This is a genomic window from Nonomuraea monospora (assembly GCF_039531895.1).
Taxonomy (GTDB): domain Bacteria; phylum Actinomycetota; class Actinomycetes; order Streptosporangiales; family Streptosporangiaceae; genus Nonomuraea; species Nonomuraea monospora.
The window spans coordinates 447,814-462,858 of record NZ_BAAAQX010000002.1; the positions used below are offsets into that span (position 1 = coordinate 447,814).

At 70.6% G+C, this 15,045-nt stretch carries 12 protein-coding genes; 5 read left to right on the forward strand and 7 right to left on the reverse strand.

Annotated features, from left to right (window positions below; all coding sequences use genetic code 11):
• The first annotated feature begins 24 nt into the window (after positions 1 to 24).
• From ABD331_RS05310 to ABD331_RS05320, 3 genes are all read left to right on the forward strand, one after another.
• Positions 25 to 1,458, forward strand: coding sequence for an MFS transporter (locus tag ABD331_RS05310; RefSeq protein ID WP_344471118.1), 1,434 nt, complete (start codon positions 25 to 27; stop codon positions 1,456 to 1,458).
• 152 nt (positions 1,459 to 1,610) lie between these two features.
• Positions 1,611 to 2,348, forward strand: coding sequence for a GntR family transcriptional regulator (locus ABD331_RS05315; protein ID WP_344471119.1), 738 nt, complete (start codon positions 1,611 to 1,613; stop codon positions 2,346 to 2,348).
• An 88-nt stretch (positions 2,349 to 2,436) separates the two neighbouring features.
• Positions 2,437 to 2,625, forward strand: a complete 189-nt coding sequence (locus ABD331_RS05320; RefSeq protein WP_344471120.1) for a hypothetical protein — start codon at positions 2,437 to 2,439, stop codon at positions 2,623 to 2,625.
• A gap of 70 nt (positions 2,626 to 2,695) precedes the next feature.
• Here the strand turns inward: ABD331_RS05320 and ABD331_RS05325 are convergent, their stop codons facing one another.
• The 7 genes from ABD331_RS05325 to ABD331_RS05355 form a co-directional block, all read right to left on the reverse strand.
• Positions 2,696 to 3,670, reverse strand: coding sequence for a TerC family protein (locus ABD331_RS05325; protein ID WP_344471122.1), 975 nt, complete (start codon positions 3,668 to 3,670; stop codon positions 2,696 to 2,698).
• A gap of 12 nt (positions 3,671 to 3,682) precedes the next feature.
• The gene (locus ABD331_RS05330; RefSeq protein WP_344471123.1) at positions 3,683 to 4,183 is read right to left on the reverse strand and encodes a hypothetical protein; all 501 of its coding nucleotides are present in this window, start codon (positions 4,181 to 4,183) and stop codon (positions 3,683 to 3,685) included.
• A complete protein-coding gene (locus ABD331_RS05335) occupies positions 4,183 to 5,589 on the reverse strand; it encodes an Nramp family divalent metal transporter (RefSeq protein ID WP_344471124.1) in 1,407 nt (468 codons plus the stop codon). Before ABD331_RS05335 ends, ABD331_RS05330 begins: the two co-directional genes overlap by 1 nt.
• Before the next feature lie 163 nt (positions 5,590 to 5,752).
• On the reverse strand, positions 5,753 to 7,867 hold the full coding sequence (locus tag ABD331_RS05340; RefSeq protein ID WP_344471126.1) for an acetate--CoA ligase family protein: 2,115 nt from the start codon (positions 7,865 to 7,867) through the stop codon (positions 5,753 to 5,755).
• Entirely contained in the window at positions 7,868 to 9,091 is a 1,224-nt protein-coding gene (frc, locus tag ABD331_RS05345; RefSeq protein WP_344471127.1) for a formyl-CoA transferase, read from the reverse strand.
• Positions 9,092 to 9,104: 13 nt separating this feature from the next.
• Positions 9,105 to 10,775: a thiamine pyrophosphate-binding protein gene (locus ABD331_RS05350; RefSeq protein ID WP_425565940.1), complete on the reverse strand. Its 1,671-nt coding sequence runs from the start codon at positions 10,773 to 10,775 to the stop codon at positions 9,105 to 9,107.
• A gap of 88 nt (positions 10,776 to 10,863) precedes the next feature.
• On the reverse strand, positions 10,864 to 12,024 hold the full coding sequence (locus ABD331_RS05355; protein WP_344471129.1) for a molybdopterin molybdotransferase MoeA: 1,161 nt from the start codon (positions 12,022 to 12,024) through the stop codon (positions 10,864 to 10,866).
• A 99-nt stretch (positions 12,025 to 12,123) separates the two neighbouring features.
• Here ABD331_RS05355 and ABD331_RS05360 point away from each other — a divergent pair, with 99 nt between their 5' ends.
• Both ABD331_RS05360 and ABD331_RS05365 read left to right on the forward strand, forming a co-directional pair.
• A complete protein-coding gene (locus ABD331_RS05360) occupies positions 12,124 to 13,101 on the forward strand; it encodes a 2-dehydropantoate 2-reductase (RefSeq protein WP_344471130.1) in 978 nt (325 codons plus the stop codon).
• A 38-nt stretch (positions 13,102 to 13,139) separates the two neighbouring features.
• Positions 13,140 to 15,041 (forward strand): molybdopterin oxidoreductase family protein, encoded by a 1,902-nt coding sequence (locus ABD331_RS05365; RefSeq protein ID WP_344471131.1) that lies wholly within the window; start codon positions 13,140 to 13,142, stop codon positions 15,039 to 15,041.
• The last annotated feature ends 4 nt before the right edge of the window (positions 15,042 to 15,045 follow it).

Below are 15,045 nucleotides of genomic sequence, written 5' to 3' on the forward strand. Positions count from 1 at the left end.
ATGTAACGGGATATTCCATACAGTATGGAGAATGCAATCAGGGACTGGCGTGGTCGGTCATACCGGCCCGGGCCCGTCCCCGCCGACCGCGTCCGCATGTTCCGGCTGGCACTCGCCGCCATGGCGGCGATCAGCCCGCTCCAGTACGGGTACGCCGCGCTGCACGCCAGGCAGGCGTCCGGGCTGACCCTGCTCGCCGTCTGGATCGCCTGCCAGGCCGCCGGCGCCCTGCCCGCGCTCCACCTCGTCCGACGGGGGCGGCTCAGCGTGCGCGCCTGCCTGGTCGCGGGGGCCGCCCTGAGCGGGCTCGGCCTGCTCACGGCCGCCCTTGTACCACCCGACGGACTGTTCTCCCTCGACGGGCTGCTCTCCGGCGACGGGCTGCTCGCGCTCGCCGGTTACGCCGTGCTCGGCGGGCTCGGGGCGGGGCTGGTCTACGGGGTCTGCGGCGAGGTCGTCTCCTCGTGGTACCCGGAGCGCCCGGCCTCCCGCGTGGGCCTCATCACCGGGGCCTTCGGGTACGGCGCCGTCCCCCTGCTGCTCTGGGCCGGAATCGCCCCTGGCATGACCTCGGCCGCCTTCCTCGTCTGCGCCGTCCTGGCCACGGCCGTCATCGCCACCGCCGCCCGCCACCTGCGGCTCCCGCCCGCCCAGTGGTGGCCCGCCGACGTGGACCCGCGCACGCACGCGCTGGACGCGGCCCGGCTGCGCACCTCACCGGAGGCGGTCAAGCAGTTCGGGCTCGCGCAGGCGCTGCGCACGCGCACACTGCCCGCGCTGGCGCTGATGCTGGTGTGCGCGGGGGCGGTGTCGGTGTTCGACGTGATCGTGGTGGCGGGCACCGGCGCGTGGGGGGCGCTGGCGCTGCTGGTGGCGTTGAACGGGGCGGGCAGGTCGGTGGCCATGCGGGCGGCCGAGCTGTTCGGGCGCCGCCGCGTCCTGGCCGCCGTCTTCGGCGCGCTGGCGCTCGGCCAGCTCCTCCTGGCGGTCGCCGTCCAGAACGCGGCGGCCGGCGTCACGGCGGCGCAGGGCGCAGGCAGCGACGCGGCGCTCGGGGCGGCGCAGGGCGCAGGCGGGGACGCGGCGCTCGGGGCGGCGCAGGGCGCAGGCGGGGACGCGGCGCTCGGGGCGGTGCTGGGCGCGGCGGTGCCGGAGGCGAGCGTGGGGAGCCCGCTGCTGTGGCTCGGGGCCGTGGCGGCCGGGCTGGGCGGCGGCGCGTTCTACCCCCTCCTGGCCAGCCTCGTACGCGAGCTGTTCGGCGCCGAACGCGCCACCGAGATCCACGCGGTCGTCTACAGCGCCAAGGCCGTGGCAGGTGTGGTGGCCGTGACGCTGGCCCTCACCGCCCTGACCGCCCCCGGCGCGGCCCTGCTGGCAGCGGCGGCGCTGGCGGCCCTGCCTGCCCTGGCCGCCCCGCGCCTGCGCATCCCGGGCCTGCCCGCCACCATCCCCCTGTGACAGCGGTGCCGCGCGGGACGCGACGCCGTGTAACACAACGGGCCGTGAGGCGACGCTCTGTGACGAGACTCACGGCCATCCAGAACCCCCAGACGGTATGCTGTAGGCAGTCGACCAAAAACCGTAAAGCACCCGAACCTGGAGACGTCACCATGTTGCTGTCGGATCAGGCCGGTCAGACGGCGGCCCCCAAGATCGCGCGTCCCGCCACGCTCAGGGAGAGCGTGATCGAGGCTATCCAAGAGCTCATCGTCTCCGGCCAGCTCAAGCCCGGCCAGCACCTCGTCGAGAGCGAGCTGGCCGAGTTGCTCGGCGTCTCCAGGCAGCCCGTACGCGAGGCGCTCCAGCAGCTCAGCGGCGAGGGCTGGGTCGATCTGCACCCCGGCCAGGGCGCGTTCGTGCACGTCCCCACCCTGGAGGAGGCCGACCAGCTCCTCGCGGTCCGCGCGCTGCTGGAGACCGAGTCCGCCAGGCTCGCCGCGCTGCACGCCGGCGAGGACGGGGTGAAGCGGCTGCGCGCCCTGTGCGCCCGGGGCATCGCCTCCGTCGAGTCGGACGACGTGGACGGCGCGGTGGCGACGAACTCTGAGCTGCACGCCCTGGTGACGGCGTTGTCGGGCAACCGGGTGCTGGCCGAGCTGGCCGCGCAGGTGGCCAGGCGGGTGCGGTGGTACCACACGCCGGTGGCCCGCCAGCGCGGCATGGCGTCGTGGGACGAGCACAAGGCGCTGATCGACGCCATCGAGGCCGGCGACGGGGACCGGGCGGCGCAGATCATGCGCGAGCACACCGAGCACACCCGCGCCTCGTACATGGAGCAGCGGGAGAACGAGCCGGTGGAGCCCGCACCGAAGCCCGTACGCCGGCGCAGGCCCCGCCAAATCGGGTGAGCCAGATCGGTTGACCTGACGTTCACAGGAATTCACATGCTCCGAAACACCCCGGGTAGAGGGTGGGAGCCAGACCGACAGGAGGTGTATGACCGTGAAGGCGTTCTGGCGCTTTCTTCTTGGTGATCCCCTGGGCCAGCCCGCCGACGGCCGTGCCATCGGCATCGGCCTCAGCGCGGCGCTGAAGAAGCACTACTCGGCAGACGAGGCGGACCGCTACCTGCGCGAGTGGAGCACCCAGCAGCAGCACGACGTACGCGAGCAACCGCGCCACTGAGCCGCACCACTGAGCCGCGGCAGGGGGGCGGCCACCCTCAAGCAGCCACCGGCCCCCGCGCGCGGCCGGGTCAGCGGTCGGCGGTCTCCGGTTCCTCCGCCTTCTTCCTGGCGTCGCGAGACGACTTCATCAGGCTGAGCACCGTGGTGACGGCGAGAGTGCCGAGAATGACCCCGAGCGACACCATGATCGGGATTTCCGGCGCCCAGGACACCCCGTCGTGGTGCAGCGCCTCCAGGATCAGCTTCACGCCGATGAAGGCGAGCACCACCGACAGGCCCTTGCTCAGGTAGACCAGCCGGTCGAGCAGGCCGCCGATGAGGAAGAAGAGCTGCCTCAGCCCCATGAGGGCGAAGGCGTTGGCGGTGAAGACCAGGTAGGGCTCCTTGGTGAGCCCGAAGATGGCGGGGATCGAGTCCAGCGCGAACAGCAGGTCCGTGGTGCCGATCGCGACCATCACGATCAGCATCGGGGTGACCATCCTGCGCCCGTGGTGCACGGTCAGCCGGGCGCCGTGGTAGGTGTCCGTCGTCGGCAGCACCCGGCGTACCGTGCGCAGGGCGATGTTCTCGGAGAACTCCGCCTCTTCCTCCTCGTGCCCGATCAGCTTCCACGCCGTGTAGACGAGGAAGGCGCCGAACACGTAGAAGAGCCAGTCGAACCTGGCGACGGCCTCGGCGCCGGCGGCGATGAAGCCGCCGCGCATGACGAGCGCCAGGATGATGCCGATGAGCAGCACCTTCTGGCGGTACTGCCGCGGCACCTGGAACCTGCTCATGATCAGCAGGAAGACGAAGAGGTTGTCCACGCTGAGGGAGTACTCGGTGATCCAGCCGGCGAAGAACTCCCCGCCGTGCGCGGGCCCGGACAGCAGGAGCAGGCCCACGCCGAACGCGACGGCCAGGCCCACGTAGAACGAGACCCAACCCACGCACTCCTTGAAGCTGGGCTCGTGCGGGTTGCGGGCCACCAGCCAGAAGTCGAGCGCGAGCACCACGCAGAAGCCGCCGATGGTCGCGGCCCAGATCCAGAACGGCAGTTCCATGGCCGGGACCATCTACTTGCCCCCCTTTCTGGCGCTCTTGCGCGCGCGGACGACGCGGGCGAAGCGCAGGTACTTGTCCAGCAGGTCCTGCGCGAGCGGGTTCTCGCCCGCCCTGCGCATGAGCCAGTGCGGCATGAGCCGCTCGTGCACCCAGAGGAAGCCGATCGCGAAGCCCAGGGCGATCATCGCCTGGTAGGCCAGGAACGGCCCCACCCCTTCGAGCAGGGCGCCCGTCGGGGACAGGATCTCCTGCGTCAGCCGGGACACCGGGAAGGCGGCCATCCAGTACAGGCCGATGGGGCCGAAGGTGCCCGGGCGGAAGACGCCGTGGGCGAGCAGCATGCTGTAGAGGCCGCCGAAGAGGGCCAGCGGCGTGGCCAGGGCCAGCGCCGCCAGACCCGCCATCCCGGTGGACTGCCCCGCGAGCAGGGTCAGTCCACCGGCGATGGCTCCGGCAACGGCTCCGATGGACGCCCCTGGGAGGGCGAGTTCGAGGCTGTGCCGTCCGATCATCAGCCCACGACCACGCCGTAGGCGAACAGGCTGTAGAACAGCATCCCCAGGTAGAACACCGCGCCGAAGCCGATGATGATGTTGGTCCACCACTTCGGCCTGATCGGTTTGGGCAGCATGCGGTTGTTCACCAGGAGCAGGGTCACGCAGTACGCGCCCATCGCGAACGTCGACAGGAACGCCAGCGTGTCCAGGATCCCGCTGGGCCCGTCGGCGGGCCCGAACAGCAGGATCAGGATGCCGAAGAGGATGACGCCCCACAGGAAGACCCCGTAGAGCCGCGACATGCCGAATTTCTTCGCCCCGGGGACGAAGTTGTAGGTCATGTCGGCCTGGCCGCGCGAGAACGAGTCGAACAGCCCCAGCGTGGCGTTCAGGCCGATCAGCGCGATGAACCCGAGGAACACGGTCCCGAGCACGTCGCTGCCGGCCGAGGAGACGGCGTTGGACATCGCGCTCAGCGCGACCTCCCTGTCGTCGCCCTGGATGGCGGTCCGCACGCCCGGGTCGATCCGCACGGCCGCCTGCGCGATCACCGTGAAGGAGATCGTGACCAGCATCGTGATGCCCCAGAAGAGCAGGATCGCGTCGAAGGTGACCCAGCGCCGCCAGCCCTTCCACTTGGCCATCTCGCCCGCGTCGCCGGTGTCGAACATGAAGCCGCGGTTGGGCCGCTCCTCCTCCTCGCCCGCGTGGGCCAGCCCGCGCACCTGCGGCTGGTGCGCGCCCATGCCCGCGCCGGAGTCGCGCAGGTGCAGCGTGTACCACATCTGCTGCATGCCGGAGGGTCCGGCGAAGGCGCAGGCGCCGACGATGACCGGGAACCAGGTGGCCGTCAGGGCCTCCGGCGGCAGGTAGCCGAAGGAGAACATGCCGGTGATCGTGGTGACCACGTCGCTCCAGGAGCCGACCATGGCCGCGACCACGGCGGTGCCCAGCACGAGCGCGCCGATCAGCAGGGAGAGCACGTTCTCGAGCAGGTTGTAGATCACCTTCGCGAGGGTGAAGACCACGCCGACGAGGATCAGCCCGGCGATCGCGGTCACCATCCAGGGTATGCCGGTTATCTCCTCGAACGCCGCCGCGCCGGCCGACAGGTGTCCCGGCCAGATGTAGACGGCGATCGCCACGACGAAGAAGAACCACATGAGCGGCTTGAACACCCGCGCCGCGCCGGAGAAGATGCTCTCCCCCGTCGCCATGGCGTAGCGGGCCATCTCCAGCATGACGAAGGCCTGCAGGGTGACGCCGATCAGGAACAGCCACCTGATCTCGGGCCCGAACAGCAGCACCAGGCGGGGCCACATGTACGACTCGCCCATGCCCACACCGAGCGCGACGAGGAACACCGTCGGCCCGATGATGTGCACCGAGGGAGGCGCGTCGGGGAGCTTCCTGAAGGGCATCGGCTCAAGCCGGCCCGCTTTCCATACTCGTTGATCCTCGACCGGCGGCGTGGCCGTCGCCGGTGGTGTGTTCGATGTGTCCACCTACGGACCTCCTGGGGGGTTTGTTGCCTTCCTCTGCGCCCCGAATTGCCCCCTCGCCTGGCGCTGCTGTGCTCGGCTCTTAGCCCAGCAGCCCGGCCGCCCTGGCCCAGCGGTACTTCGCACCGAGGACCGCCACGGGCTTTTCCGTCGTGTACGGGTACGCGACCACGCCGTGCTCGAACAGGTACTCGCTGGCCTCCTCAACCTCGGTGTCGCCGGCCAGTGACGCCACGACCGGCTTGACGTTGCCCTTCGCCCGCTCCTCCGCGACGACGCGCGCGATCAGCTCGGCGAAGACCATCGGCGGCGTCACGATCGTGTGCCAGTAGCCGAGGACCAGCGCGTGGATGCGCTCGTCGCTCAGGCCCAGGCGGACCGTGTTCTCGTAGGTCGAGGGTGGCTCGCCGCCGGTGATGTCGATGGGATTGCCCGCCGCGCCGAACGGCGGGATGTAGGCGCGGAACGCCGTGTCCAGGTCGTCGGGGATGTCCATGAGGGTCAGCCCCGCGTCCACGATGGCGTCGGACAGCAGCACGCCCGAGCCGCCCGCGCCGGTGATGATGACGACGTTCTCGCCCTTGGGCGCCGGCAGGATCGGCAGCGCGCGGGCGTACTCCAGCATGTCGTTCAGGCCTGGGGCGCGCACCACGCCGGCCTGGCGCAGGATGTCGTCGTAGACCTTGTCGTCGCCGGCCAGCGCGCCGGTGTGCGAGCCCGCGGCCCGCGCGCCCATCGCGGTGCGCCCGGCCTTGAGCACGATGACCGGCTTCTCCTTGACCACGCGGCGGGCGGCCTCGACGAAGCCGCGCCCGTCCTTGAGGTCCTCCAGGTGCATGGCCACGGCCCTGGTGTTGTCGTCCTGCTCGAAGAAGGTCAGCAGGTCGTCCTCGTCCACGTCGGCCTTGTTGCCGACGCCGACGATGGCGGAGACGCCCATCTTGGTGGTGCGGCTGAAGCCCAGGATGGCCATCCCGATGCCGCCGCTCTGGGAGGTCAGCGCCACGCTGCCGCGCACGTCGTACGGGGTGCAGAAGGTCGCGCAGAGGTTCTCGGGCGTGTAGTAGTAGCCGTAGATGTTGGGGCCGAGCATGCGCACGCCGTGCCTGCGGGCGATCTCGACGATCTCCTTCTGACCCTCGACGTTGCCGGTCTCGGCGAACCCGGACGGGATCATCACCGCGCCCGCGACGCCCTTCTCGCCGACCTCCTCCAGCGAGGCCGCGACGAACTTGGCGGGGATCGCGAAGACGGCCACGTCCACGTCGCCTGGCACGTCCGCGACGCTCTTGTACGCCGTGAGCCCCATGATCTCGTCGGCCTTGGGGTTGATCGGGTAGATCCGCCCCTGGTAGCCGCCGTTGATGAGGTTCTTCATGACCGAGTTGCCGATCTTGCCGTTCTCGGCGGAGGCGCCGATCACGGCGACCGAGCGCGGCTTGAAGATGCGGTTCATCTGCCGCAGGATCTCCTCGCGCGGCAGCCGCTCGACCTCGGGCTGCGGCTCGCCGATGAGGATGCGCACGTCGGCGGCCACCGCGCCGTTCGCGTCGGCGAAGACGGGGTTGAGGTCGATCTCGACGATCTCGGGGATGTCCGTGACCAGCCTGCCGACGCGCTCGATCAGCTCCGCCAGCGCCTGCCTGTTCGCGGGCTCGGCCCCACGGGCACCACGCAGCACTTCGGCCGCCTTGATGTCGTCCAGCATCTTGAGCGCATCATCACCCGAAACCGGGGCAAGCCGGAAGGTCACGTCCTTCAATACTTCAACCAGGACACCTCCGAGCCCGAACGCGATGACCTTGCCGAAGGTCGGGTCGGTGACCGCGCCCACGATGACCTCGTGGCCGCCGCCGACGAGCTGCTGCACCTGGATGCCGTCGATCCTGGCGCCGGGGTCGTAGGCGCGGGCGTTGGCCAGGATCGTCTCGTAGCCCTGCCGCACCTCCTCCTCGCTCCTGAGGCCGACCAGCACGCCACCGGCGTCCGTCTTGTGCAGGATGTCGGGCGAGACGATCTTCAGGACGACCGGCAGCCCGATCTCGCCCGCCAGCCGCGCCGCCTCCTCGGCCGAGCCCGCCAGTCCTTCGCCGGGGGTGGCGATGCCGTACGCCTGGCACAGCTCACGGCCCTCAGGAGCCGTCAGAGCCGTGCGCCCCTCGGCGAGCGCCTTGTCGATGACTTCCCTGCCGGCCATCTAGATGACTCCGTTCGTCTTGAGCTCGGCCAGCTCGTCCGCGCTGACGCCCAGCTCGCCGTAGATCTCCTGGTTGTGCTCGCCCAGCAGGGGCGGGGTGCGTACGTCCACCGGCGAGTCCGAGAGCTGCAGCGGGCTGCCCACGGTCACGAACTCGCCGCGCGTCGGGTGCTCGACCTTGACGACGATGCCCTCGTCCTGGAGGCTCTCGTCCTCCACCAGCTCCTTGGTGGACAGGATCGGCCCGCACGGGATGTTCTCGGCGTTCAGCCGGTCGAGCACCGTCCACTTGTCGTGGCGGATCGTCCACTCCTCGATGAGCTGGAACATCTTGTCCAGCTTCGACAGCCGGGCCTCCGGCGTCGCCCACTCCGGGTCCTCGGCCAGCTCGGGACGGCCGATGATGTTCGCGATCGGCTTCCAGCCGACCGGCTGCACGATGACGTAGATGTAGTCGTTCGGGCCGCCCGGCGCGCAGCGCACCGCCCAGCCCGGCTGGCCGCCGCCGCTGGCGTTGCCCGAGCGCGGCACCTCGTCGCCGAACGTCTTGTTCGGGTACTCCCGCAGCGGCCCGTGCGCCAGGCGCTGCTGGTCGCGCAGCTTCACGCGGCACAGGTTCAGCACGGCGTGCTGCATGGCCACCTGTACGCGCTGCCCGCGCCCCGACTGCTCGCGCTGGTAGAGGGCCGCCAGGATGCCGGCCACCGCGTGGATGCCGGTGCCCGAGTCGCCGATCTGCGCGCCCGTGGCCAGCGGCGGGCCCTCCTCGAAGCCCGTGGTGCTCATCGAGCCGCCCATCGCCTGGGCGATCACCTCGTACGCCTTGAACTTGGCGTACCTGCCCTGGCCGAAGCCCTTGATCGAGGCGTAGATGAGGCGGGGGTTGAGCTCCTGCAGCCGCTCCCAGGAGAAGCCCATGCGGTCCACCGCGCCGGGACCGAAGTTCTCCACCAGGACGTCGGCGCTCCTCACCAGCTCGGTGAAGATCTCCTTGCCGCGCTCGCTCTTCATGTTGAGGGTGATGCTGCGCTTGTTGCAGTTCAGCATCGTGAAGTAGAGGCTGTCCACGTCGGGCAGGTCGCGGAGCTGCTGCCGGGTGATGTCGCCGGTGGGGGCCTCCAGCTTGACCACGTCGGCGCCCAGCCAGGCGAGCACCTGGGTGGCCGACGGGCCGGACTGGACGTGGGTCATGTCGAGGACGCGGACACCTTCGAGAGCCTTCATCTCAGCGATTCCCCTACTTGTACATGGTCTGGTTCATGGTTCCGGGGGCGTACACCTCTGGGTCGACCCAGACGTTGATCAGTGAGGGCTTGCCCGACTGGCGGGCCCGCTCCAGCGCGGGACGGATCTCGGCGGGGTCGCGCACCTCCTCGCCGTAGCCGCCCAGCAGCTTGGCGAAGTCGCCGTAGCGGATGTCGCCGAGGGTGTTGCCGACGCGGGCGCGGTCCTCGCCGTACTTGGCGGCCTGGCCGTACCTGATCTGGTTCATCGAGGAGTTGTTGCCGATGACGCCGATGAACGGCAGGTCGAAGCGGACCATCGTCTCGAAGTCCCAGCCGGTGAGGCTGAAGGCGCCGTCGCCGAACAGGCAGAGCACCTCCTTGTCGCGCCGCGCCTGCTTGGCGGCCATCGCGAACGCCATGCCGACGCCGAGCGTGCCGAGCGGGCCCGGGTCCATCCAGTGGCCGGGCGACTTGGGCTGCACGACCTGGCCGGAGAAGGTGACGATGTCGCCGCCGTCGCCGATGTAGATGGTGTCCTCGGTGAGGAACTCGTTGATCTCGTGCACCAGCCGGTACGGGTCGATCGGCTGGGCGTCGGAGAGCTGGCGGGGCAGGCGCTTCTGGTACGACTGCGTCTCGACGTTGCGCAGCTCCTCCAGCCACTCCTTGCGGCGGGCCGCGCCGTTCTCGATGCGCCCGCTGGCCGCCTGGGCGGCGGCGGCGAGGATGAGCCCGGCGTCGCCCACGATGCCGAGGTCGATGTCGCGGTTCTTGCCGACGGTGCGGTAGTCGAGGTCGATCTGGACGACCTTCGCGGTCGGCGACAGGCGCTTGCCGTAGCCCATCCGGAAGTCGAACGGCGTGCCGACGATGATGATCAGGTCGGCCTCGGTGAAGGCGTACCTGCGGCTGAGCTGGAAGTGGTGCGGGTCGCCCGGCGGGAGCGTGCCGCGGCCCGAGCCGTTCATGTACGCGGGCACGTTCAGCGAGCGTACGAAGTCGATGGCCGCGTCGGTCGCCCGGCACGTCCAGACCTGGCTGCCGAGCAGGATGCACGGCTTCTCCGCGTGCGCCAGCAGGTCGGCCAGCCGCTCGACGGCCTCGGGGTCGCCCGCCTGGCGGGTCGAGGCGCGGTACTGGCCCGCCGTGGGGATGCGGGCCTTCTCGATCGGCACCTTCGCGTCCAGCACGTCACGCGGGATCTCCAGGAACGACGGCCCTGGAGCGCCGTGGTAGCACTCGCGGAAGGCCATCGACACGATGTCGGCCACCCGTTCCGTGCTGGGCACCGTGGCCGCGAACTTGGTGATCGGGGTCATCATGTCCACGTGGGGCAGGTCCTGCAGCGAGCCCATCTTGTGCTGGCTCAGCGCGCCCTGCCCGCCGATGAGCAACATCGGGCTCTCGGCGCGGAAGGCGTTGGCCACGCCCGTCACCGCGTCGGTCGTGCCAGGACCGGCGGTGACCACCGCGCAGCCGGGCTTGCCGGTGATGCGCGCGTATCCGTCCGCGGCGTGCGCGGCTACCTGCTCGTGGCGTACGTCGATGACCTCGATGCCCTCATCGACGCAGCCGTCGTAGATATCGATGATGTGGCCGCCGCAGAGCGTGTAGATCACGTCCACGCCCTCGGCCTTGAGCGCCTTGGCTACGAGATGACCGCCAGAGATCGTTTCCGACATCATGCCACCCTTTCCCGACGACACATGCTGTCTTCCGCATACTGCATACCGTATGAACGCAATGGTTACTCCCTCGCCAACGGTGTGTCTAGCCCCCAGGGGGCAACTCGATCAGTTCGATCTGTTCTCCGGACCAATCCGGCGGAACCACCGCCAGCGCGTCGGCCAGCGCCGCGCCCCACAACGACCCGGGCCGGTCGTGCCCCACCTGCACCGCCCCTCTCGCCGACCGCCTCACCGGCACCAGCCGGGTGTCGCTCGCATGCGTCCGCACCGGCCCCACCAGCGCACTCGTCTCCCTCGGGGCCGGCGTGCCGGCCAGCTCGCGCAGGACGGGGGCGAGCAGGGTGAGCGCCGCCGACAGGGCCGCGAACGGGTTTCCCGGCAGGCCCACGACCAGGCGGCCGTCGGGGAGGCGGGCCAGGAGCTGGGGGTGGCCGGGGCGCACCGCCACGCCGTCCACGATCACCTCGGCGCCCAGGTCGCCGAGCACGGACCGCAGGTGGTCGGCCGGGCCACGCGACGACGCCCCGCACACCACGACCACGTCCGGCGCGCCCACCCCGGCGTTGAGCGCGGTGCGGAGCGCCTCGGCGCCGTCCGGCAGGCCGCCCACCTCGGTGACCCGCCCCCCGGCCCACTCCACCAGCCCCGGCAGGAACGGCCCGATCGCGTCCCGCACCCGCCCGGCCCCCGGCAGCCCTTCGTGCACCACCTCATCCCCGGTGACCAGCACCAGGACCTTCGGGCGCGGCCGTACCAGCAGCGTGTCGTGCCCGAGCGCGGCGGCCAGCCCCAGCGCGACCGGCGTCACCACCGCCCCCGCCCCGAGCACCACCGTCCCCTCGGGAATGTCCTCCCCGCGCCGCCGCACGTGCCGGCCCCGCTCGAAGCCGCCGCTCACCCGCCCCTCGCCGGCCTCCGCCCGCTCGTACGGCAGCACCGCCTCACACCCTTCAGGCACCGGAGCCCCGGTGGCGATCTCCACCGCCTCCCCCGCCCTCAGTGCCCGGCCGTGCGCCACTCCCCCGGCCAGCACCCGCCCCACCACGCGCCACGGCCCGGGGCCCGCCACCGCGTACCCGTCCATCGCCGACACGTCCACGCCGGGCACCGGCACCAGCGCGCACAGCGACGCGGCCAGCCGGCATCCGAGCGCCTCCCGCAGGGGCACGGACGAGGGTTTCAGTGGGCAGGCCGCCCCGGCCGCGAGGGTCCGCGCGGAGCCCCAGGAGATCGCTTCCACCACTGGTCCATGCCTCGAAACGGCCACCGGCACACTCCTTGACCCGTGTTTTTCCATACTGTATACGGGATACACGATCCGACGCGAGAACGGGAGCGCAGCATGAAGGTCGCTGTTCTTGGCGCCGGCGCCATCGGCGCATACGTGGGGGCCGCCCTCCACAGGGCGGGAGTCGAGGTGCACCTCATCGCGAGAGGCGCGCACCTTCAGGCGATACGCCGCGCCGGTGTGCGGGTGCTCACCCCCAGGGGCGACTTCGTCGCCCGTCCCCATGCCACCGACGACCCCACCGAGGTCGGTGCGGTGGACCACGTCTTCCTGGGCCTCAAGGCGAACAGCTACGCCTCCGCGGGCCCCATGATCCGGCCGCTCCTGCACGAGACCACGAGCGTCATCGCCGCGCAGAACGGCATCCCGTGGTGGTACTTCCACGGGCTCAAGGGCCCCTACGAGGGCTACCGCATCGAGAGCGTCGACCCCGGCGGCGCGGTCACGGCCGCGCTGCCCCTGCATCGTGCCATCGGCTGCGTCGTCTACGCGGCCACGGAGATCGAGGAGCCGGGCGTCATCCGGCACCTCGAAGGCACCCGGTTCTCCATCGGCGAGCCCGACGGCACGCTGACCGGGCGGTGCGCCGACTTCAGTCAGGCCGCCGTGGAGGGTGGCCTGAAGTGCCCGGTGGAGCGTGACCTGCGCCGGGATGTCTGGATCAAACTCATGGGAAACATCGCCTTCAACCCGATCAGCGCGCTGGCCAGGGCGACGATGGCGGGCATCTGCCGGCACGACGGCGCCAGGGAGCTGGTCGTGGCCATGATGCGGGAGACGGTGGACGTGGCCAGGCGGGTGGGCTGCGATCCGGGGATCTCCATCGAGCGCCGCCTGCGCGGCGCGGAGAAGGCGGGCGAGCACAAGACGTCCACGCTCCAGGACCTGGAGAAGGGCAAGCCGCTGGAGCTCGACGTGCTGCTGGCCGCGGTGGTCGAGCTGGCCGACCTGACCGGCGCCGAGGTGCCGACGCTGCGGGCGATCCACGCGGTGAGTGACCTGCTGAACGAGAATCTCGTTCGTGCGGTCTAGCTCGGAATACCGTAGATTGTATACTGAATGGAGGGATCATGAGCTATGACCGCCTGACCCGTCCACTGGTGCGCGAGAACGGCCGGTTGCGCCAGGCGTCGTGGGACGAAGCGCTGGACGCGGCCGCGGCAGGCTTCCTGCGCAACATAGAACGGCACGGCCCCGACAGCTTCTCCATGTTGTCGTGCGCCCGATCCACCAACGAGATGAACTACGTCGGGCAGAAGTTCACCCGCGTGGTCGTCGGCACCAACAACGTGGACTCCTGCAACCGCACCTGCCACGCACCCAGCGTGGCGGGCCTGTCGGCGGTGTTCGGCAGCGGCGGCGGCACCTCCTCCTACCAGGAGGTGGAGGAGACCGACGTGATCGTGATGTGGGGCTCGGCGGCCCGCAACGCCCACCCCATCTTCTTCCAGCACGTGCTCAAGGGCATCCACAACGGCGCCAGGATGTTCGCGGTGGACCCGCGCCGCACCGGCACCGCCCAGTGGGCCGACCTCTGGCTCGGGCTCAACGTGGGCACCGACATCCCGCTCGCCCACGCGGTGGCCCGCGAGATCATCCACGCGGGCCTGCACAACACGGCGTTCATCGAGCGCGCCACGGCCGGCTTCGAGGAGTTCAAGGAGTCGGTCGAGCCGTGGACGCTCGCCGTGGCCGAGCAGGTGACGGGTGTCCCGGCGGAGGCGATCCGGGAGCTGGCCCACGCCTACGCCCGCGCCGACCGCGCCCAGCTCTGCTGGACCCTGGGCATCACCGAGCACCACAACGCCACCGACAACGTCCGGGCGATGATCAACCTGGCCCTGCTGACCGGCCACGTCGGCCGCTACGGCTCGGGCCTGTCGCCGCTGCGCGGCCAGAACAACGTGCAGGGCGGCGGCGACATGGGCGCCATCCCCAACCGCCTGCCGGGCTTCCAGGACATCCTCGACCCCGCGACCAGGCAGCGGTTCGAGAGCGTCTGGGGCCGCCCGATCCAGCCGAACTACGGCCGTACCCTCACCCAGATGCTGGAGGGCATGGCCGAGGGCGAGGTGACCACCTGCTACATGATCGGCGAGAACCCCGTGCAGTCCGAGGCCGACTCGCTGTCCTGCGTCAAGCGCCTGTCCATGCTCGATCACCTCGTCGTGCAGGACATCTTCCTCACCAAGACCGCGCAGATGGCCGACGTGGTGCTGCCGGCCAGCGCCGCCTGGTGCGAGGCTGACGGCACGTTCACCAACAGCGAGCGGCGGGTCCAGCGGGTGCGCAAGGCCGTCGAGCCGCCGGGCGAGGCGCGCGACGACATCTGGATCATGTGCGAGATCGCCCGCCGGATGGGCCACGACTGGCACTACGACGGCGCGGAGGAGGTCTGGAACGAGCTGCGCTCCCTGTCGCCGCAGCACCGCGGCATGACCTACCAGCGGCTGGCCGACCTGCAGGGCATCCAGTGGCCGTGCCCGTCGGAGTACTCGCTGGAGCCGCCGTACCTGCACGGCAGGCTCTGGGAGAGCGACCCGGTCAAGCGGGGCACCCCGGCGCCGTTCGCGGTGCTGCGGCACTCGCCGCCGGTGGACCTGCTGGACGAGGAGTACCCGCTGCGGCTGACGACCGGGCGGCGGCTGGACTCCTACAACACGGGGGTGCAGTCGTCCGGGTTCGCCTCGCCGCTGCGGCGCGGCGAGACGATCGAGATGTGCCCCGAGGACGCCGGGAAGTACGGCCTGGTGGCCGGCGAGGAGGTGCGGATCAGCTCGCGGCGCGGCTCGGTGGTGGCTCCGGTCCACATCGATCCCGGGCTGCGGCCTGGCCTGGTGTTCATGACGTTCCACTTTCCTGACGAGGTCGACACCAACGCGCTGACCATCGAGGCCACCTGTCCCATCGCGGGCACCGCCGAGTTCAAGGCGGCGGCCGTCCGCGTCGAGAAGCTCGTGAAGGCCGGGTGAACAG

Coding starts and splice junctions, on each gene's coding strand:
- ABD331_RS05310 (WP_344471118.1), top strand. CDS start 25: ATGGAGAATGCAATCAGGGACTGGCGTGGTCGGTCATACCGGCCCGGG.
- ABD331_RS05315 (WP_344471119.1), top strand. CDS start 1,611: ATGTTGCTGTCGGATCAGGCCGGTCAGACGGCGGCCCCCAAGATCGCG.
- ABD331_RS05320 (WP_344471120.1), top strand. CDS start 2,437: ATGACCGTGAAGGCGTTCTGGCGCTTTCTTCTTGGTGATCCCCTGGGC.
- ABD331_RS05325 (WP_344471122.1), bottom strand. CDS start 3,670: ATGGAACTGCCGTTCTGGATCTGGGCCGCGACCATCGGCGGCTTCTGC.
- ABD331_RS05330 (WP_344471123.1), bottom strand. CDS start 4,183: ATGATCGGACGGCACAGCCTCGAACTCGCCCTCCCAGGGGCGTCCATC.
- ABD331_RS05335 (WP_344471124.1), bottom strand. CDS start 5,589: ATGCCCTTCAGGAAGCTCCCCGACGCGCCTCCCTCGGTGCACATCATC.
- ABD331_RS05340 (WP_344471126.1), bottom strand. CDS start 7,867: ATGGCCGGCAGGGAAGTCATCGACAAGGCGCTCGCCGAGGGGCGCACG.
- frc (WP_344471127.1), bottom strand. CDS start 9,091: ATGAAGGCTCTCGAAGGTGTCCGCGTCCTCGACATGACCCACGTCCAG.
- ABD331_RS05350 (WP_425565940.1), bottom strand. CDS start 10,775: ATGTCGGAAACGATCTCTGGCGGTCATCTCGTAGCCAAGGCGCTCAAG.
- ABD331_RS05360 (WP_344471130.1), top strand. CDS start 12,124: ATGAAGGTCGCTGTTCTTGGCGCCGGCGCCATCGGCGCATACGTGGGG.
- ABD331_RS05365 (WP_344471131.1), top strand. CDS start 13,140: ATGAGCTATGACCGCCTGACCCGTCCACTGGTGCGCGAGAACGGCCGG.